At 54.9% G+C, this 19329-nt stretch carries 15 protein-coding genes; 5 read left to right on the top strand and 10 right to left on the bottom strand.

Annotation, left to right across the window (positions count from 1 at the left end):
• Nucleotides 1-58: 58 nt before the first annotated feature.
• Nucleotides 59-1231: a MalY/PatB family protein gene (locus tag OGV79_RS12560; RefSeq protein WP_286468530.1), complete on the bottom strand. Its 1173-nt coding sequence runs from the start codon at nucleotides 1229-1231 to the stop codon at nucleotides 59-61.
• A 10-nt stretch (nucleotides 1232-1241) separates the two neighbouring features.
• The gene (gene malX, locus OGV79_RS12555) at nucleotides 1242-2834 is read right to left on the bottom strand and encodes a maltose/glucose-specific PTS transporter subunit IIBC (protein ID WP_286468529.1); all 1593 of its coding nucleotides are present in this window, start codon (nucleotides 2832-2834) and stop codon (nucleotides 1242-1244) included.
• 176 nt (nucleotides 2835-3010) lie between these two features.
• Here malX and OGV79_RS12550 point away from each other — a divergent pair, with 176 nt between their 5' ends.
• Complete coding sequence (locus tag OGV79_RS12550; protein WP_012132499.1) at nucleotides 3011-4039, top strand: Mal regulon transcriptional regulator MalI; 1029 nt, start codon at nucleotides 3011-3013, stop codon at nucleotides 4037-4039.
• 70 nt (nucleotides 4040-4109) lie between these two features.
• On the opposite strand, the gene OGV79_RS12545 is transcribed toward OGV79_RS12550, so the two are convergent.
• Both OGV79_RS12545 and manA read right to left on the bottom strand, forming a co-directional pair.
• Nucleotides 4110-5618, bottom strand: a complete 1509-nt coding sequence (locus tag OGV79_RS12545; protein ID WP_049011603.1) for a YdgA family protein — start codon at nucleotides 5616-5618, stop codon at nucleotides 4110-4112.
• Between the two features lie 102 nt (nucleotides 5619-5720).
• Nucleotides 5721-6896, bottom strand: a complete 1176-nt coding sequence (gene manA / locus OGV79_RS12540; RefSeq protein ID WP_049011602.1) for a mannose-6-phosphate isomerase — start codon at nucleotides 6894-6896, stop codon at nucleotides 5721-5723.
• A gap of 261 nt (nucleotides 6897-7157) precedes the next feature.
• Between manA and fumB the strand changes: the two genes are divergently transcribed.
• A complete protein-coding gene (fumB, locus tag OGV79_RS12535) occupies nucleotides 7158-8804 on the top strand; it encodes a class I fumarate hydratase (protein WP_286468528.1) in 1647 nt (548 codons plus the stop codon).
• Between the two features lie 159 nt (nucleotides 8805-8963).
• Nucleotides 8964-10367, top strand: a complete 1404-nt coding sequence (gene fumC / locus OGV79_RS12530; protein WP_047457217.1) for a class II fumarate hydratase — start codon at nucleotides 8964-8966, stop codon at nucleotides 10365-10367.
• Here fumC and tus read toward each other — a convergent pair.
• The 3 genes from tus to rstA all read right to left on the bottom strand — a co-directional run bounded on the left by tus (nucleotide 10364) and on the right by rstA (nucleotide 13439).
• Nucleotides 10364-11293, bottom strand: a complete 930-nt coding sequence (gene tus, locus OGV79_RS12525; protein WP_286468527.1) for a DNA replication terminus site-binding protein — start codon at nucleotides 11291-11293, stop codon at nucleotides 10364-10366. The two genes, fumC and tus, sit on opposite strands and share 4 nt — an antisense overlap.
• 97 nt (nucleotides 11294-11390) lie before the next feature.
• Nucleotides 11391-12692, bottom strand: coding sequence for a two-component system sensor histidine kinase RstB (gene rstB, locus OGV79_RS12520; protein WP_200092640.1), 1302 nt, complete (start codon nucleotides 12690-12692; stop codon nucleotides 11391-11393).
• A gap of 12 nt (nucleotides 12693-12704) precedes the next feature.
• On the bottom strand, nucleotides 12705-13439 hold the full coding sequence (gene rstA / locus OGV79_RS12515) for a two-component system response regulator RstA (protein WP_024130356.1): 735 nt from the start codon (nucleotides 13437-13439) through the stop codon (nucleotides 12705-12707).
• Nucleotides 13440-13566: 127 nt separating this feature from the next.
• Between rstA and OGV79_RS12510 the strand changes: the two genes are divergently transcribed.
• On the top strand, nucleotides 13567-13902 hold the full coding sequence (locus OGV79_RS12510; RefSeq protein ID WP_012132490.1) for a GlpM family protein: 336 nt from the start codon (nucleotides 13567-13569) through the stop codon (nucleotides 13900-13902).
• Here the strand turns inward: OGV79_RS12510 and folM are convergent.
• The 3 genes from folM to ydgH all read right to left on the bottom strand — a co-directional run bounded on the left by folM (nucleotide 13899) and on the right by ydgH (nucleotide 17274).
• Nucleotides 13899-14621 carry a dihydromonapterin reductase gene (gene folM / locus OGV79_RS12505; RefSeq protein WP_047457214.1) on the bottom strand — a complete coding sequence of 241 codons (723 nt, stop codon included), beginning with the start codon at nucleotides 14619-14621 and terminating at the stop codon, nucleotides 13899-13901. The two genes, OGV79_RS12510 and folM, sit on opposite strands and share 4 nt — an antisense overlap.
• A gap of 36 nt (nucleotides 14622-14657) precedes the next feature.
• A complete protein-coding gene (locus OGV79_RS12500) occupies nucleotides 14658-16040 on the bottom strand; it encodes an amino acid permease (protein ID WP_012132487.1) in 1383 nt (460 codons plus the stop codon).
• Nucleotides 16041-16329: 289 nt separating this feature from the next.
• Complete coding sequence (gene ydgH / locus OGV79_RS12495) at nucleotides 16330-17274, bottom strand: DUF1471 family protein YdgH (protein WP_012132486.1); 945 nt, start codon at nucleotides 17272-17274, stop codon at nucleotides 16330-16332.
• A 525-nt stretch (nucleotides 17275-17799) separates the two neighbouring features.
• On the opposite strand from ydgH, the gene pntA reads away from it, so the two are divergent.
• Complete coding sequence (gene pntA / locus OGV79_RS12490; RefSeq protein WP_071258296.1) at nucleotides 17800-19329, top strand: Re/Si-specific NAD(P)(+) transhydrogenase subunit alpha; 1530 nt, start codon at nucleotides 17800-17802, stop codon at nucleotides 19327-19329.

Genomic DNA, 19329 nt, shown 5'->3' with positions numbered 1-19329 from the left:
AATAAAACGGGCGTAAAATCTATGTTGCGCAATAAATAATTTTATTGCGCAATCATTGTCAGCGTATAGCGCGGATCGCGTTGATCAGGCCGTTAACGCCTTTTTCGAGTTTCGAACGTGGACAACCGGCATTAAGACGAACAAACCCGCGACCTTCTTCGCCATAAGTATACCCGGGCATGATGGCCACTTTCTGCTGATGAATCAGCGCATCCTGTAAGGCGTGGTCGTCAATATTCAGCGCGCGCAGATCAATCCAGGCCAGATAGGTCGATTGCGGAACCTGCCAGTTTAGCGTCGGGAACGCGGTGTTTAACGCATGTGCGATATAATTCAGGTTATCAGCAAGATACTCGCGCAGGGCATCCAGCCACGGCGCGCCCTGTTGATAAGCGGCAATGTGCGCGCTAAGCGCCAGAACGGCGGGTGACGACAGCCCGTCACGCCCCTTCAATACGCTGAGGTAACGATTGCGGCTTTCCTCATCGCCGATGAGCCCGTAGGCGCCGGTCAGCGCCGGAATGTTGAAGCTTTTTGACCCGGAGGTCAGCAGCGCCCAACGACCACGCGCCACATTGCTCCAGGGGATATGCGGCTGCGCGCCCCATACCATATCCATGTGGATTTCATCGGAGATGACCCGCACGCCGTGACGATGGCATAGCTCAGCCATCGTCTCCAGTTCATCGCGCGTCCATACCTTTCCGGTAGGGTTCTGCGGGCTGCACAGCAGGAGAATTTTACTCTCTGGCCGGGCGAGCACCGCTTCCAGCGCGGCCATATCGCAGTGCCAGCCGTCCGCGTTTTTCTGTAGCGTAACCGGCATAACGGTGCGCTGGTTGCCTTCGATGGCGTTATAGAACGCATCGTAAGCGGGGGTGTGAATCACCACCCCTTCACCGACGGATGACCACTGGCGGATCAGCTCCGACACCATGTAGATCACGGAGGGGCCGTACACGATCGACTGCGGGTCGATCGTGGTGTGGTGACGGGTTGCGAACCAGTGGGCGATCGCCCCTAAAAACTCATCGTTTTTCCAGCGGCTGTAACCCAGCACGCCGTGCGCCAGACGCTGGTTGATGGCCTCCAGGATGCACGGCGCGGTAGCGAAATCCATATCCGAGATCGTAAACGGGAGCAGGTCAGGGGCGCCAAAGCGATCGGCGACATAATCCCACTGCGTACACCACGTACCGTGACGATCCACCACCTTTGAAAAATCGAACATATCGTTGTCCTTATGCCTCAACCGTGTTCATCAGACCCGCCATTTCATCCTTAACGGACTGTACCTGAGGGCCAATAACCACCTGTAAGTTATGTTGATTCAGCTGTACTACGCCGATAGCGCGATTGTCCTTCAGCGCCTGTACATTCACAAGCGACATATCCTTCACCGACAGGCGCAGACGGGTAATGCAGTTATCCAGGCTGACGATATTTTCACTGCCGCCAAGCGCGGCCAGAATCGCCGGGACGTTATAGCCTGATTTCCCTGGCGCGCCCGCCATGACTTTTTCAATATTGCTGGCGATTTCGGTATCGCGGCCCGGCGTTTTCAGATTAAAGCGCGTAATGGCGAAACGGAAGATGATGTAGTACACCGCGAACCAGACGGCGGCGACCACCGGAACCAGATACCACTTGGTCGACAGACCGTGCAGGATCCCGAATACCACAAAGTCGATGATGTTGCCGTCGGTGTTGCCGATGGTGACGCCGAGGATCGCCATGATGGTGAATCCCAGACCTGTCAGCAGGGCGTGAATCACATACAGCACAGGCGCGACGAACAGGAACAGGAATTCCAGCGGCTCTGTGGTACCGCCAACGACACAGGCGATAAGACCAGAAATCAGCAGGCCCTTAATTTTGTGACGGTTTTCAGGACGCGCACAGTGGTACATCGCCAACGCAGCGCCCGGCAAGCCGCCGAGGAAGGCAGGCATTTTCCCCTGAGACAGGAAGCGGGTCGCACTTTCAGAGAAGCCGTGCGTTGTCGGGCAGCTCAGCTGCGCCTGGAAAATGGTCAACGCGCCGCTCACGCTATGGCCGCAGACTTCCTGCGTACCGCCCGCTTCGGTAAAGCGAATCAACGCGACCAGAATGTGGTGCAGGCCGAACGGCAGCAGCAGGCGCTCACCCGTACCAAAGATCATCGGACCGAAATCACCCGCGCTATTGATAATGTGGCCCAGACCGCTGATGCCCATTGCAAAAACAGGCCATACCAGCGGAATGACCAGCCCGACCAGTCCCATCACCACGGAAGAGACGATCGGCACGAAACGCGTACCGCCAAAGAAAGCCAGCGCATCGGGCAGACGAATATTGTGGAAACGCTCATGCAGCATCCAGACAACGATACCGGCGATCACCGCCCCCAGAATCCCCGTGTCGATAGACTGAATCCCGAGGATATTCTGTACGTTATTGGCTTTCAGAATGGCGGCGTCAGTCGTCGGCAGAATGCCTTTCGCCGTTAACCAGAAGTTCACGGCAAGGTTCATTACGGCGTAACCGACGAAACCGGCAAACGCGGCGACACCTTTGTTTTCACGCGCCAGACCGAGCGGAATCGCGATACAAAACATCACCGGGAGGAAGCTAAAAGCGAACGAGCCGACTTTACTCATCCAGGTAAAGATGGCCTGTAGCACCGGGTTGCCCAGCGCCGGGAGCAGGGTGACGACATCGTGGCTGCTTAACGAGCTGCCGATCCCCAGCATGATCCCGCAGAAAGAGAGCAGCGCCACGGGCAGCATAAACGTTTTACCCAACTGCTGGAAAAATTCCCATAATGTTATTTTTGGTGTTGTCTTCGTCGTCATCTAACGACTCCTCGTGAAAAAGAAGGCTGTGGTCAATTATTTGAGCGAGAAGATAAAACGTTTTACCTAATTTTAGTGCGGCGCAAATCACATTATCGAACGATAATAAAGCGTATAAATATAAGTGATTGATAAAACGTTTTATCTGTCACGTTATCAGGGAGCTTTCTTTTTTCATGGCTATAGCCAAAAAAACCACCATCCATGATGTCGCGTTGGCGGCTGGCGTCTCCGTCAGTACCGTCTCATTAGTGCTCAGTGGCAAAGGGCGGATTTCGTCAGCCACCGGCGAGCGGGTTAACGCGGCGATTGAACAGCTGGGCTTTGTGCGTAACCGCCAGGCATCGGCGCTTCGCGGTGGGCAGAGCGGCGTCATTGGGCTGATTGTGCGCGATCTGTCTGCGCCTTTTTATGCGGAACTCACGGCCGGGTTGACAGAGGCGCTGGAAGCGCAGGGGCGCATGGTCTTTTTGTTGCACGGCGGTCAGGATGGCGAACAACTGAGTCAGCGCTTCGCTATGCTCCTTAATCAGGGGGTGGATGGCGTGGTGATCGCCGGAGCGGCGGGTAACAGCGATGCGCTCCGGGAACGGGCAGAAGAAAAAGGGATTCCGGTGGTGTTTGCCTCGCGCGCCAGTTATCTGGAAGAGGTGGATACTGTCCGGCCGGATAACATGCAGGCGGCGCAGCTACTGACGGAACATCTGATTCGCCTTGGGCATCAGCGGATCGCGTGGCTGGGAGGGCAAAGCTCCTCATTAACGCGCGCGGAGCGCGTCGGCGGCTATTGCGCGACGCTGCTGAAGTTTGGGTTGCCTTTTCACAGCGACTGGGTGCTGGAGTGCGCATCCAGCCAGAAGCAGGCCGCCGAAGCCATTACCGCATTACTGCGGCATAACCCGACCATCAGCGCAGTGGTGTGCTACAACGAAACCATTGCGATGGGAGCATGGTTTGGCCTGATGAAAGCGGGGCGTCAGAGTGGTGAAATTGGCGTTGATCGCTATTTTGAACAACAGATCTCGCTGGCGGCGTTTGCTGATGTGGCGGAAAACGCGCTGGACGATCTGCCGATCATCTGGGCCAGCACGCCAGCCCGCGAAATTGGCTATACCCTTGCGGAGCGCATCCTGCAACGGATTGGTCATGAAGAGAGCCATTCGCGCAGCCAGACCATTTCCGCTCGTCTGGTGACGCAAAAATAGCGTGGCGGGACAGGTGTTTGAATAGCGGCCCGACGGGAAAATCCCGCCGGGCGCGGGACGTACAGAAAACTTACTGCTGAGGAATCGCCGGAGCGTCCGGCACGGAGAGCGCAGGCATACCAAACATGCCGACAAACTCTTCCAGCGTCATTTTTTGCCCGTTGAGCGTTACCTGACCATTGGCATACTGTAGGTTGGTGGCAATGGTATTATCCTGCAACGTGGTGATGCGGAACATTTGCCCCATCGCGGCTAACCCTTTGACTTGTTGATTCGCCAGCTTATCGGCATCTTCCTGCTGATAACCTTCCAGTCTGGCGACCTGGGTCATAAACTCAACGGCCATATCCATCGGGATCGTCAGCTTCGCATCGAGAGATTTAACGGAACGATCCACTTCCTGAGTCAGCGTTTGCGGTTCTTCAGTGGTCGCGGCCGGATCTTTCAGGAACAAGGAGAGGTTCAGCGCGGTCTCGCCTTTAGCGTTTTTCCAGCTTAACGGCGCGACGGTAATCACCGGTTCGCCCTTCATCAGCAGCGGCAGGGCGCCAAAGAACGCTTCGGTCACTTTCTCCTGATAAAGTTCAGGATTTTGCACCACCTCGGGTTGCGTCATCAGCGCCTGAGTCTGAGCGTTATACTGGCGGCTAAACTGGTGCCAGGCTTCGCCATCGATCTGTCCCACTTTCAGCGTCAGCTTGCCGCTACCCAGATCCTGATTCTGCACTTTAAGGCTGTTCAGCGAGTAATCCAGCTGGCTATTGATAGTTTTGCCGTCGTTGACGAGATCGGACTTACCGTCGATCACCATGCCTTCCAGCACGGCCATCTCTTTACCTTCTACCGATACCGTCATTTTTTCCAGCGACAGCGTCTGGTTGCCAATACGCTCGCCGAAGCTGGCCAGGGTGCTGGAACCGTCGGTTTTCAGGTTATTAAAAGTAATCTGGACTTTCTGGTTATATTCGTTGACGGCATCCACCAGGCCGCTTTGCGCTTCGCCTGACAGTGAAACAACATTGCCGTCTTTATCGGCATTCAGCTGAAATTCCCCGCCGCTAAAGGCGACTTTTTCACCGTTATTTTCATAATTCAACGGCTTGAGCGAGATATCTGAGCGGGTATCGCCGCCATAACCAATCCGGGAATTAATCTCGACCGGCGTCTCGCCCTTTGCGATATCAAACAACGGTCTGGTGACGTCGTTGTTGACCAGGGTCGTCTTCACCGAGGCCATCGCAGGGATAAGGTTGAACGATTTCAACTGTGCGAACGGGAAAGGGCCATGATCCACCGCTTCGTTCAGTACGACGCTTTGTCCTGGTTTCAGCCAGGGATTTTCCTTGCCTTCGACAGGTTTCGCCACCAGCTGTAACTGGCTGCTGAAAATGCCGCGCTGGTAGTTTTGATAGCTCAGCTCAATGGCGGCTTCAGGCGCCGTGCGTTTAAGCTGCTCATTTGCCTGATTCACCATCTGTGCGAGATGCGTTTCCAGTTTTTTCCCGGTGTACCAGGCCCCGCCTGTCCAGACCACGCCCAGGGCGACGATCACACCTGTAGCTACCAGCGATTTTTTCATATCGATTATCCATAAAAATGAAACCAGGCGGATTAAACCGCCTGGAGAAGTTGTGAGCCTTTAACTAGCTTAGCAAGAGTTGTTAAAAAATTCAGTATGTTGCTACAGCTTGTTGTAAACCCTGGCCAAACGGCCCACGCCGCTGGCGTTGACCGGAGACTCATCAGCGCCGATAAACGCGGATTCACCGGGTTTCAGCACCAGACGCTGCTCGCCCTTGCTCAGCACCGCTTCGCCTTCCACGCAGAACAGAATGGCGGCGCTCTGCTGGCTGATGGCCGTTTCCTGAGCGGAGAGGTCATGCAGCGAAAACGCGAAATCTTCCACCGGAATCGGGAAGTCCAGTTCCGCACCGTGTTTTACCGGCGTTGTCAGCAGCTGATCGGCTGGTTTGGCAACGAATTTGACGTTCGCGACCAGCTCAGGAATGTCGATATATTTCGGCGTCAGCCCGGCGCGCAGGACGTTATCGGAGTTCGCCATCACTTCCAGCGCCACACCCTGCAAATAGGCATGAGGCGTTTCGGCAAACAGGAACATGGCTTCGCCAGGGTTCAGCTTGACCACGTTCAGCAGCAGTGGAGAGAAGAGGCCGCTGTCATCCGGGTAAAATTCGGATATGACGCGGATCGTCTGCCACGGTTCACCCTGTTGGCTGTTCAGCGCCGCTTTCAGTACCGCCAGCGCGCGGGATTTTTCATCGCCCTGCATATTGAGCAGGCTGGCGAACAGTTGGCTCAGGCGTTCGGCATTCGGCTCTTGCAGGAAGTGGGCAATGGCGGTATGCGCGCCGGAAACAGGTTGCAGCAGGGAGACAATCTCAGAGAACTCGCGGAATGCGTTCATCGCCAGGAACGGCGTCAGGGCAAAGACCAGTTCAGGCTTGTGGTTCGGATCTTTATAGTTACGCTCGGCGGCATCCATCGGAATACCGGCCGCATTCTCTTTCGCGAAACCCATTTCTGAGTTGTGTTTATTCGGATGAACCTGGATGGAAAGCGGCTGCGCGGCACACAGCACTTTAAACAGGAAGGGCAGCTCGCCAAAACGTTTTGCGACAGACTCGCCCAGCAGTGTGGCTTTATCGTGCTCAATCACGTCGCGTAACGAGACGGCTTTCCCGTCAGCGCCTTCAATTCGGGAGCTGCTCTTGGGATGGGCGCCCATCCAGAGCTCTGCCATTGGCTGCTGAGACGGATTCGCAATGCCGTAGAGTTCCGTTAACGCAGTTTTACTACCCCATGCATAGTTTTGCACTGAGTTGATGAGTTTTTGCATTATCAAGCCCTGTTTCAATATGGAAATTAATTCGCGTATTAAACCAAGAAACCCGCGGGAAGTAACCTCTGCGCGCAAAAAGTCGTACTTGTCTCAGTTTTTGTTAAAAAATTGTGTAGGATAGTGTAACTCGCTTTTTACACCCTGACGCATTCGGGTTGCAGGACAATAACATGTCTGCCGCTGGAGGCGTGACGGGTAAGCAGGGCAATGGAACATCTGCCCAGAGAATAACCAGACCGAGCAGTAAGTGAGAGAACAATGTCGAACAAACCCTTCCATTATCAGGCTCCTTTTCCCCTCAAAAAGGACGATACCGAATATTACCTGCTGACCAGTGAACACGTTTCCGTTGCCGAATTTGAAGGACAGGAAGTGCTTAAGGTCGCTCCTGAAGCGCTGACGCTGATGGCGCGTCAGGCATTCCACGATGCTTCGTTTATGCTGCGCCCTGCGCATCAACAGCAGGTCGCTGATATCCTGCGCGACCCGGACGCCAGCGAAAACGATAAATATGTCGCGCTGCAATTCCTGCGCAATTCGGACATTGCCGCAAAAGGGATTTTACCAACCTGCCAGGACACCGGTACGGCCATTATCGTTGGTAAAAAAGGCCAGCGCGTCTGGACTGGCGGCGGTGATGAGGCTGCGCTGGCGCGCGGCGTTTATAACACTTACATCGAAGATAACCTGCGCTATTCGCAAAATGCCCCGCTGGATATGTATAAAGAGGTCAATACCGGCACCAACCTGCCCGCGCAGATTGATCTCTACAGCGTTGATGGCGATGAATACAAATTCCTGTGTATCGCCAAAGGCGGCGGTTCCGCCAACAAAACCTATCTGTATCAGGAAACCAAAGCGCTGCTGACGCCGGGCAAACTGAAAAATTACCTGGTCGATAAAATGCGCACACTGGGGACGGCGGCCTGTCCTCCGTATCACATCGCCTTCGTGATCGGCGGGACGTCGGCGGAAGCAACGCTGAAAACGGTTAAGCTGGCCTCCGCAAAATACTATGACGAACTGCCGACGGAAGGGAACGAATACGGTCAGGCATTCCGCGACGTGGAGCTGGAAAAAGAGTTGCTGACGGAAGCGCAGAATCTCGGGTTAGGCGCCCAGTTCGGCGGTAAATATTTTGCCCATGATATCCGCGTCATTCGTTTACCGCGTCACGGCGCGTCCTGTCCGGTCGGGATGGGCGTCTCCTGCTCTGCGGATCGCAACATTAAAGCGAAAATCAACCGCAAAGGTATCTGGATCGAGAAACTGGAACATAATCCGGGTAAATATATTCCTGAAGAATTGCGCCAGGCAGGCGAAGGCGAGGCGGTTCGCGTTGACCTCAACCAGCCAATGAAAGCGATCCTGCAACAGTTGTCGCAGTATCCGGTTTCGACTCGTCTGTCGCTGAACGGGACGATTATTGTGGGGCGTGATATCGCGCACGCCAAACTGAAAGAACGGATGGATCGTGGCGAAGGGTTGCCGCAGTATGTTAAAGATCATCCGATCTACTACGCGGGGCCGGCAAAAACGCCTGAAGGATACGCGTCCGGTTCGCTGGGGCCAACGACCGCAGGGCGTATGGACTCTTACGTCGATCAGCTTCAGTCGCAGGGCGGCAGTATGATTATGCTGGCCAAAGGCAACCGTAGCCAACAGGTGACCGATGCCTGCCATAAACACGGCGGTTTCTATCTGGGCAGCATTGGCGGGCCTGCCGCCGTGCTGGCGCAGGGCAGCATCAGGAGTCTGGAATGCGTGGAATACCCTGAACTGGGGATGGAAGCGATCTGGAAAATTGAAGTGGAAGATTTTCCGGCCTTTATCCTGGTGGATGACAAAGGCAATGATTTCTTCCAGCAAATTCAGACTTCGCAGTGCACGCGCTGCGTAAAGTAAGACAATAAGAAGGTACATTTGCAGGCCGGGTAAGGCGCTGTGCCGCCCGGCATTTCAGAAGCGCACAAAGCGCCATGCAGTATTTATGAAGCAATCAATACTTAATCCTGACAGGTGTGTGAGCATGTCCTCAACTTCATTGTTAACAAGGAGAAAGTAATGACGACGGTACGCTGCGAGAAAGATTCGATGGGCGGGATTGATGTTCCGGCAGATAAACTTTGGGGAGCGCAAACCCAACGATCGCTGGAGCATTTTCGTATCTCCACGGAGAAAATGCCCGTCTCGCTGATCCATGCGCTGGCGCTGACCAAGCGTGCGGCAGCCAAAGTTAACGAGGACTTAGGGCTGCTGTCGGCGGAAAAAGCCTCCGCCATTATGCAGGCGGCTGATGAAGTGCTGGCCGATAAACATCCCGACGAATTTCCGCTGGCGATCTGGCAGACCGGGTCGGGCACGCAAAGCAACATGAACATGAACGAAGTGCTGGCGAACCGCGCGAGCGAACTGCTGGGCGGCGTTCGCGGCATGGAGCGCAAAGTTCACCCGAACGATGACGTCAATAAAAGCCAAAGTTCGAACGACGTCTTCCCGACCGCAATGCACGTTGCGGCGCTGCTGGCGCTACGCAAGCATCTCATCCCGCAGCTTAATGTCCTGACCGATACGCTGCGCAAAAAGTCCCATGCGTTTGCCGACATTGTGAAAATTGGCCGCACGCACTTGCAGGATGCGACGCCGCTGACGCTCGGTCAGGAAATTTCCGGCTGGGTGGCGATGCTGGAGCACAATCTCAAACATATTGAAAATAGCCTGCCGCATGTGGCGGAGCTGGCGCTGGGCGGCACGGCGGTGGGCACAGGGTTGAACACTCATCCTGAATATGCCCGCCGCGTGGCGGATGAGCTGGCGGTGATCACCTGCGCGCCATTTGTGACGGCGCCGAACAAGTTTGAAGCGCTGGCGACCTGTGATGCGCTGGTTCATGCGCACGGCGCGCTAAAAGGGCTGGCGGCGTCGCTGATGAAAATTGCCAATGACGTTCGCTGGCTGGCCTCTGGCCCTCGATGCGGCATTGGTGAAATTGCCATTCCTGAGAACGAGCCGGGCAGTTCGATTATGCCAGGTAAAGTGAACCCGACCCAGTGCGAGGCGCTGACCATGCTCTGCTGTCAGGTGATGGGCAACGATGTGGCTATCAATATGGGCGGGGCGTCGGGAAACTTCGAGCTTAACGTCTATCGCCCGATGGTTATCCATAATTTCCTGCAATCGGTACGCCTGTTGGCGGATGGGATGGAAAGCTTTAATGCGCACTGTGCGGTCGGTATTGAGCCAAACCGTGAGCGTATTAATCAACTGCTCAATGAATCGCTGATGCTGGTCACCGCGCTCAACACGCACATCGGCTATGACAAAGCGGCGGAGATCGCCAAAAAAGCGCACAAGGAAGGGCTGACCTTAAAAGCCTCCGCCCTGGCGCTGGGGTATCTCACTGAAGCCGAGTTTGATAGCTGGGTGCGCCCGGAACTGATGGTGGGCAGCATGAAGCCAGGCCGTTAATCCGCCACATACAGGTGCAACCGGGGGATGATAAGTTGCAACGGTTGCGCCTGAGGCTTAAAGCGGTGCTGAACATTGTCCGCATCGTAATTCAGTAGTTCGCCGATATCTGGCACGGTCATGCCTTTATCGGTATTGATCAGCGCGATAAGCGGCGTCGGACAGGCGTGCTGAACCTGTTTCTGCTGCCCTTTGTACCAGACGCGGGCAATCGGCTGTACCTTCACCGGTCTTTTAATCTTCAGCCGCGCCTGTTGCGGCAGGGCGGCGATATCCTGATATTCGCGCTCCAGCCTGGCCTGCCACTCTTCGCGCGTCCAGGGATGCACGCTGCGCGGCGTGTTCAGGCTTTTCTCCAGTTGCGCCAGCACCTCATCCCGGCGCAGATTCTTAATAATGTGCTTGTTGGCCCAGCCAAAACGGAGGGTGGCGGGATTCTTGATCACCGTTAACGCGCGGTAGGCATTCAACGTGATAAGACCGGGCAGATGGCGATGCACCCACTCAAAACGCGCCGCTGACGGCAATCCTGACTCCACCGTCACAATACGCTCAAATGTCGTTTTTAACTGATTGATGTGCTGGATCTGGTTTTCCAGCGCGACCTGCGTGGCATCATCAACCTGATAGCACAATACGCCGGGCAGGCGAACCGCCGCTTTGCTGCTGCGATTTTCAGACTGTTGCTGAATAAACAGGTGGCGATAGTGGCGCAGCGCCAGCGATTCGGCCTCTTTTCCCAGATGCTGCTCCACCGCAATGGTCGCCAGAGGGTTGTGCTCTGCCTCTTTGGTCACTTCGGGGAGGGAGAAGACGCGGGCAATCAGCAGCGGTTGCTGTTCGAGATTTTCTGTCAGGGTTGCCAGCGCGTGCTCTGTCTGGCGAAAAGTACCATTCAGGCGTTCGACAAGATCGTAACGGGCCATATCACCACCATTTCAGTGTCGCAGAAAGAAGGATATTAGTTACAACATACTTACTGTATATCACATCATACCCGGCCTGACCATCGTGCGCTATGCGTCAGGCCGGGGGAAATTCGGGGATGTTGTGCCAGACGGGCCAGCTGAAGGTGAATCTGGCGCCGCCCAGTTCACTTTCGCGACAGTTTACCGTTCCGCCCATCGCCAGAGCGATGGAGCGCACGATGGCTAATCCCAGCCCGCAGCCTCCGGTAGCGCGGTCGCGGCTGGGATCGAGGCGCACAAAGGGTTCGAACACATGTTCGCGCGCGTCTGGCGCGATGCCGGGGCCGTCGTCTTCAACAATCAGGGTCGCCTGATTGCCGCTTAATAACAGGCTGGCCTGAACGGTGGAATGGGAATAACGCAGCGCGTTATTGAGCAGATTATCCAGCACACGCTCCATTAGCCGCATATCCAGCGCGCCGTAATCGCCAGGCGTAAGCTGGCTGAGCCGCACCGTGCGCCCGGGGTTGACGCTTTGTACGTCTTCCAGGTGGCTCGCCAGCCACACGGGGAGGTCGGGAACGGTGAGCGTTAACGCAGTCTGCGGCCTGTCCAGCCGCGCATAGGTCAGTAACTCTTCGATTAACGCTTCCAGTTGGCCGATATCGCGATTCAGCGCCTGCGACTCCTGTGCGCTGAGATTTTCACTCATCTCCAGCCGGTAACGCAGACGCACCAGCGGCGTACGCAGTTCGTGGGCAATGCCGTCAATAAGCTGTTTTTTACTGGCGATCAGTGCGTTGATGTTATCCGCCATCTGGTTAAAGGCGATGCCGAGACGTTCAAAACTGGAACCGTTGTCAAAGTGAAGGCGCTCTGCGAGGTGCCCTTCGCCAAAACGCTGAGCGGCGGCCTCCAGGCGCAGCATCTCCTGCCAGTGTGGGCGCATCCAGATAAACACCGGGAAGGCGAGGGAGATGGCGATAAAGGCCATCAGCGCGATATCCAGTAGCCGCATCTGGTGAAGAAAATAGAGATAAGGAACCGGCCCGACGGCCAGCACGTAATGGCTGCGGGGGATGCGCTGAATAAACGTATACTGATCGTCCAGCGCGACAATGTCGCCTTCGCGCAGCCGCTGTGTGGTAAGCGCGTCGAGTTTGTATTTATTGAGCGGCTCTACGCGCAAATCGAAAGAGAGATTAAGATCCATCTCTTTGAGGGTTTTCCCCCAGTCGCGCGGAGGGATCTCCCGCAATTCGCTGCGCATTAAATACAGCGAGCTTTTCATCAAATCATCCAGCGACTGTCTGCCTGCGCGTTCTGCGGTGAACTTATACACCAGCCCGACCAACAGGGTCATGACCAGAAAGCAGACAAACAGCAGCAGATAAAACTGAACGAACAGTTTTTTCATTGATGCACCCGGTTAATCACGCTGACTCTCTTCCCACGCATGGGGGGCAAACAGATACCCTTTGTTGCGAACCGTTTTGATTCGATAGGGCTCGGTGGCGTTATCCTGCAATTTCTTACGCAGCCTTGAGATAGCGACATCCACGCTGCGGTCCATGCCGTCGTAGCTGACGCCGCGCAAGTTTTTTAGCAGCGCGTCGCGATCCATAATCTGCCCGGCATGGGTTGCCAGTTCCCAGAGTAATTCGAAATCGGCGGTGGAAAGCGAAACCGGTTCGCCGGAGAGTGCGACTGAACGATTGACCGGGTCAATAATCAACGCGCCAAAACGCAGCGTTTTATGCGGGGTCATTGCCGTATCCTGAATGCCTTTTGCCTGCGCGGTGAGTTCATTCTGCCGTAAATGCAGGCGCAGACGGGCGAGGAGCACGGCAGGGGGCGTGGTTTTCAGGATGTAGTCACAGGCGCCCATTTCCAGCGCCAGGATGTGGTTCATGTCGCTGTCCAGCGAGGTCAGCAGGACAATCGGCCCTTGCCAGCGGCCTCGCAAATCGCGGCAAATGGTCATACCGTCTTTGCCCGGCAGCATGATATCCAGTAACACCAGCTCGGGTTGCGTGCGAAGGATCGTCTCTTCAGCCAGATCGCCGCGAGGTTCAATCAGCACCTCAATATCGTGTTTCGCCAGATAAGCGGCAATCAGCGAGCCAACTTCAGGGTCATCCTCAACAAATACGATGGTGTTCATAACGTTCATTACGCGGAGAAAACGCCAACATACACCGCCTCCGTTTTCCCTTCCATTAATCTTTTCTAAACGAGAGCGCTTCCGTTATGCTACAGCCTCAATGTTATTGATGTGTTAAGGCATCGAAATGGGACTCGTGATAAAAGCCGCGCTGGGTGCGCTGGTGGTGGTATTGATTGGTTTGCTGGCAAAAACAAAAAATTACTATATCGCCGGATTAATTCCGCTTTTTCCGACATTTGCACTGATTGCCCACTATATTGTCGCCAGCGAGCGCGGAATTGACGCGTTACGCACGACCATTGTATTCAGTATGTGGTCGATCATCCCTTATTTTGTCTACCTCGCCACGCTTTGGTATTTCACCGGTTTTCTGCGTTTGCCCGTTGCGCTCGGCGGGGCGGTGGTGTGCTGGGGCCTGAGCGCATGGCTACTGATATTTTGCTGGATCAAACTGCATTAACGCAGGTGCCGGCCGCCATCCACGGCGAAACTGCGGCCGGTAACGAAGCAGCTGGTGAGAAGGTAATCCACCAGGTCGATTACCTCTTTCTCGCCGGGCGCTGTCTTCATCAGGGATTTATTGAGCGCCTGCTGACGGTACTCGGCGTCGTCGTTTTCGTTAAACAGGATCAGCGACGGGGCGATGGCGTTGACTTTCACTTCCGGGGCCAGTTTGCGGGCAAAAGAGCGGGTCATATTATCCAGCGCTGCTTTACTGGCGGCGTAGGCGATGTGTTTGTCGCTGCCGCGTTCCACAACATAGTCCGTAAAATGGATGATATCGGTGGCCGCATGTCCGTGGCCGCGCAACAGTCTTTCCAGCGCATGGTTTAACAGATAGGGCGTATTGACGTGAATCTGCATCATGCATGCCAGCACGTCAGAGAGCGGGGTGCCAGGCGCCTCGGCCATCCAGGCGCTGGCGTTATGCAAAATAGCCCGCAGGCCTGGCGTATGGGTTTTTATCTTCTCAGCAAATGCCAGGACGCCGTCATCGGTGGAAAAATCGGCCTGAATGCACAGCGCGCCCGCTTGCGTCAGGCCGTCGATGGCCGGATAGTGCGTCCGGTAGCTGACAATCACCGGCTGTTTTTGATTGAGAAAGTGCCACGCGAGCGCGAGACCGATGCGGCGGCCTCCTCCCGTGATAAGGATGGGCAAGGGCTGGTTTTTACCCATTGTAGTCTCCTTTGGCATCAAACAATGGGGCGACGATTACCCCACCAACATCCACGTAGCCGGAACAGCGGCGATGAGTAGCAGACCGATCAACATCACTTCCTGACGATTCAGGACATTATCGTGCGTATGCGTCTTGCGTGCGTAGAGGAAAACTAGCAATCCCGGCGCATACAGTACCACCGACAGCAACAGGTGCATCGGGCCGGACGCATACAATAACCATAAGCCATAAATGCAGGCCCCGACACCTACCGCCTGATGAAGAGGGCGCGCGGCGATTTTCAGCAGGAACGCGCCGACCAGGAAATAGGGTACCAGAATCATCTCTGAAGCAATCGTCAACAGCGTGTTGTAGTCCGAACCTGTGAGCCAGATCAGCACCAGGCAGATCTGAACGCACGCGTTGGTGAGCCACAGAGAAGCCGATGGCGCGCCTTGCGCATTCTGGCGGGCGAAAATGCGTGGGAAGGCTTTATGCGTTGAGGCCAGAAACGGCACTTCTGCCGCCATAATGGTCCAGCTCAGATAAGCGCCGCAGACTGAAACGATAAGACCCGCCGCGATAATGATTTCGCCCCACGGCCCCATCATTTTCACCATCAAACCCGCCATTGACGGATTGCGAATCTCCGCCAGTTCCGGGCGGGCGACGACGCCTAAAGAGAGCAGCGTCACCAGCAGGTAGACGCCCAATGCGGCGAGAACCGCCAGCAGCGTTGCACGTCCGACATCACGCTTATTTCTCGCCCGGGCGGAGACGACAACCGCGCCTTCCACGCCGATAAACACCCACAGCGTGATGAGCATCGTGTTTTTAACCTGCTCCCAGACGGGAACGCCCAGCGCCAGACCGGTGAAATCCAGGCTGAACGTATCAAGCTTAAACATGATGATAGCCAGGACGATGAACAACCCCAGCGGCAACAGCTTCGCCAGCGTCGCGACCAGGTTGATGCTGGCGGCGGTTTGCACACCGCGCAGCACCAGGAAGTGCACCACCCAAAGCAGCACTGACGCGCCGATGATGGACTGCCAGGTATTGCCGTCGCCAAACAGGCGGAGTTCCGGCGTATCGGTAAAGAAGCTCAGGGCAGAAAAAACGATAACCAGATAAGAGACGTTGGCGATAACGGCACAGAGCCAGTATCCCCAGGCGGAGCAGAAACCGATCAGTTCGCCGAAACCTTCGCGCGCGTAGGTGAAAATTCCGCCATCCAGTTCCGGGCGAACGCGCGTCAGGATCAGCATAGCGAAAGCCAGCAGCAGTATCCCGACGCCCGTAATCGCCCAGCCAATCAGCAGCGCTGCCGGGCTGGCCACCGCTGCCATGTTCTGTGGCAGACTAAACACACCTGCGCCAAGCATTGAGCTTAAAACCAGCGCAGTCAGCGCGCTCAGTCCCAGTTTCTTTTCCATCGGTATCCAGTTATAAAAACGAGAGTGGGAGAATAATTATTTTGGCAAAACGCATAAAAATGGTGAAAGCCACTAAGGCGCGGGATTTTACGGAGAGAAGAGACCGCATGCAATGATCTCTGAAACATTTGTGACTAAAAATGCTAAAGGCGGGTAGATTTCACATAGGGCAGCATCGTATTGGCGCCTGATGGCGCTACGCTCATCAGGCCTACTAACACGTAGGCCGGATAAGATGCCTGGTCTCGCCATCAGGCGTTATGACAACACCGGATGGCGGGAGCGTACTTTACTTATACAGGTCGGCGCTGATCGTCATGTTGTTACCACGTTCCTGCCACTGGCGGGTAATGTGATAATATTTCGCGCCTTTCTTCGCCGCACGCTTGGCAACCTGGTAGGAGACTTCCGTCATGTTGCCGTAGTTGCCGGTGAATTTGATGCTGTCAAACGGCACCATCATCGCAGCGGTCGCTTTGTTCAGCTCTTCGACTTTCGTTCCGTCAGGAAGAGTGACAGTGTAACGTCCACCTTTTGAGGATTGCGTTTCGAAGAAGCGTCCGACTTCAGCGCTTGGAGAAGCGGTCGTCGCGACGCCCGGAATCTCCACTTTCTTCGCTGCTTCACCGCCGGCGGCCAGCGCTGCGCGACCCGCATCGGAATCAGCAGGAATAACGTCCGGGCTCTGGACGACGCGTTTCTTCGCATCTTCTTTATAGATAAACGCGGTAATACGCTGGTTGCCGCCCTGGTTGGCATCGACCTGGCGCACAATGTAGAACGAGTAGGCGCCTTTCGCTTTTGCTGCTTTGGTGATGGCGTCATTCACTTCCGGCTGGCTACGGTAGAAACCCTGCACCGTTACGGTGTCGTAAGGTTCCAGCAGCACGGCCTGATCTTTCGGTAATTCGACGATACCGTTAATTACACGGTTTTGAGGCGCGTCGGATTTTGGCGCGTCTGATTTATAAACGTCAGCCACGACACGCCAGTTACCGCTGTTGCCAAAATCGGACGTATCAACAACATAAAAAGAGGCTGCACCTTCTTTATCTGCGCGGCGGGATACGGCATTTACCGCATCGCCAATGGCATTAAAACGCCCGGTGACCACAATGCGGTCATAAGGTTTTAGTGCTGCCGCTTGCTCCGGCGTCAGTTCTGTCGCTGCATTTACGGAAAAAGCAGTCGCAGAAAGCAGTGCGGACGCCAGGAGAGTGTTCTTAAGCTTCATAAAAATAATCCTTCGCCTTGCGCAAACCAGGTACTGGTATTGTTATTGACTAGAAACGTGGCTGATTATTGCATTTAAACCCTGCAAATGTCTGCGTCATTTTTCACTCATCGTACCGCCTGAAGTGACAAGAATGATAACATTTGGTGATATGTCTAAAAAACAGGCGCTTGACCGGCAAAACTGATAAAGCATACGCATTTTATAAGTTAATTTAATGTTAAACGATTGAATGTCGATGGCGCTAAATCATGTTTTGCCGCTTCGCTTGAGCGAATTATCGGTCACTGAAGGCGATTTCAAGGTCATTATTCCTGTTTGTGGGCTGAATCGTTCATATTTTGCAAATTTCATAATAAATACTGTTTTTTGGCGCTAGATCACAGGCGCTATTTTCAGTAGGTTATAGAGAGTTTGTTACTGTTTTATTTTTCCGGGGTAGCACTTACCTCTTACGCAGGCGTGTGTATGCATCCTGCGATCACTGACAAACCATCATCAAAAAAACCGATGGAAGGGAACATTATGCGAATTGGCATACCAAAAGAGCGGTTAACCAATGAAACCCGAGTCGCAGCAACGCCAAAAACGGTTGAGCAACTGCTGAAACTGGGTTTTACCGTCGCGGTTGAAAGCGGCGCGGGTCAACTGGCAAGTTTTGACGATAAGGCATTTACAGAAGCGGGCGCAGAAATTGTAGAGGGAAATGCGGTCTGGCAGTCAGAGATCATCCTGAAGGTCAATGCGCCGGAAGACGATGAAATTCCTTTACTGAATGCGGGCACGACGCTGGTGAGTTTCCTCTGGCCGGCGCAGAATCCTGAGCTATTGCAAAAACTCGCGGAACGCAATGTAACCGTGATGGCGATGGACTCCGTGCCGCGTATTTCGCGCGCGCAGTCGCTGGATGCCCTGAGCTCAATGGCCAACATCGCCGGTTATCGCGCGATTGTGGAAGCCGCACATGAATTTGGTCGTTTCTTTACCGGGCAAATTACTGCTGCGGGCAAAGTGCCGCCAGCGAAAGTGATGGTGATTGGCGCGGGCGTCGCAGGTCTGGCGGCCATTGGCGCGGCAAACAGCCTCGGCGCCATTGTACGTGCGTTTGATACCCGTCCAGAGGTAAAAGAGCAGGTTCAGAGTATGGGCGCTGAATTCCTCGAACTGGATTTTAAAGAGGAAGCGGGCAGCGGCGATGGCTATGCCAAAGTGATGTCCGAAGCGTTTATTAAAGCGGAAATGGAACTCTTTGCCGCGCAGGCGAAAGAGGTCGATATTATCGTCACGACCGCGCTAATTCCGGGTAAACCTGCGCCGACGCTGATCACGCGCGAGATGGTTGATTCCATGAAGTCCGGCAGCGTGATTGTCGATCTGGCCGCGCAAAACGGCGGTAACTGTGAATACACCGTCGCCGGTCAGGTGACCACGACCGACAATGGCGTGAAGGTTATCGGTTACACCGATCTGCCGGGCCGTCTGCCGACGCAATCCTCCCAGCTTTACGGCACCAACCTGGTCAACTTGCTCAAACTGCTGTGCAAAGAGAAAGACGGCAATATCGACGTCGACTTTGACGACGTGGTTGTGCGCGGCGTAACGGTCGTGCGTGACGGTGAAATTACCTGGCCCGCGCCGCCGATTCAGGTGTCTGCTCAGCCGCAGGCTGCGCCGCAAGCGGCTCCAGCGCCGAAAGAAGCGGAAAAACCGGCTTCACCGTGGCGTAAATATGCGCTGATGGCGCTGGCGATCATTCTGTTTGGTTGGCTGGCTGACGTGGCGCCGAAAGAGTTCCTCGGCCACTTCACCGTTTTCGCACTTGCTTGCGTGGTGGGTTACTACGTGGTGTGGAACGTTTCGCACGCGCTGCATACGCCGTTGATGTCTGTGACTAACGCCATCTCAGGGATTATCGTTGTCGGGGCATTGTTACAGATTGGCCAGGGAGGCTGGGTGAGTTTCCTGAGCTTTATCGCGGTGCTTATCGCCAGCATTAATATTTTCGGTGGCTTCACCGTGACTCAGCGTATGCTGAAAATGTTCAGGAAAAACTAA

The sequence above is a fragment of the Citrobacter sp. CK185 genome (assembly GCF_030333565.1).
GTDB classification, from domain to species: domain Bacteria; phylum Pseudomonadota; class Gammaproteobacteria; order Enterobacterales; family Enterobacteriaceae; genus Citrobacter_B; species Citrobacter_B koseri.
The sequence above is the reverse complement of the archived record's forward strand: the minus strand, read 5'-3'. Positions and strand labels throughout refer to the sequence as shown.

Coding starts and splice junctions, on each gene's coding strand:
- pntA (WP_071258296.1), top strand. CDS start 17,800: ATGCGAATTGGCATACCAAAAGAGCGGTTAACCAATGAAACCCGAGTC.
- rstB (WP_200092640.1), bottom strand. CDS start 12,692: ATGAAAAAACTGTTCGTTCAGTTTTATCTGCTGCTGTTTGTCTGCTTT.
- fumB (WP_286468528.1), top strand. CDS start 7,158: ATGTCGAACAAACCCTTCCATTATCAGGCTCCTTTTCCCCTCAAAAAG.
- tus (WP_286468527.1), bottom strand. CDS start 11,293: ATGGCCCGTTACGATCTTGTCGAACGCCTGAATGGTACTTTTCGCCAG.
- OGV79_RS12500 (WP_012132487.1), bottom strand. CDS start 16,040: ATGGAAAAGAAACTGGGACTGAGCGCGCTGACTGCGCTGGTTTTAAGC.
- OGV79_RS12560 (WP_286468530.1), bottom strand. CDS start 1,231: ATGTTCGATTTTTCAAAGGTGGTGGATCGTCACGGTACGTGGTGTACG.
- fumC (WP_047457217.1), top strand. CDS start 8,964: ATGACGACGGTACGCTGCGAGAAAGATTCGATGGGCGGGATTGATGTT.
- malX (WP_286468529.1), bottom strand. CDS start 2,834: ATGACGACGAAGACAACACCAAAAATAACATTATGGGAATTTTTCCAG.
- folM (WP_047457214.1), bottom strand. CDS start 14,621: ATGGGTAAAAACCAGCCCTTGCCCATCCTTATCACGGGAGGAGGCCGC.
- manA (WP_049011602.1), bottom strand. CDS start 6,896: ATGCAAAAACTCATCAACTCAGTGCAAAACTATGCATGGGGTAGTAAA.
- OGV79_RS12510 (WP_012132490.1), top strand. CDS start 13,567: ATGGGACTCGTGATAAAAGCCGCGCTGGGTGCGCTGGTGGTGGTATTG.
- ydgH (WP_012132486.1), bottom strand. CDS start 17,274: ATGAAGCTTAAGAACACTCTCCTGGCGTCCGCACTGCTTTCTGCGACT.
- rstA (WP_024130356.1), bottom strand. CDS start 13,439: ATGAACACCATCGTATTTGTTGAGGATGACCCTGAAGTTGGCTCGCTG.
- OGV79_RS12545 (WP_049011603.1), bottom strand. CDS start 5,618: ATGAAAAAATCGCTGGTAGCTACAGGTGTGATCGTCGCCCTGGGCGTG.
- OGV79_RS12550 (WP_012132499.1), top strand. CDS start 3,011: ATGGCTATAGCCAAAAAAACCACCATCCATGATGTCGCGTTGGCGGCT.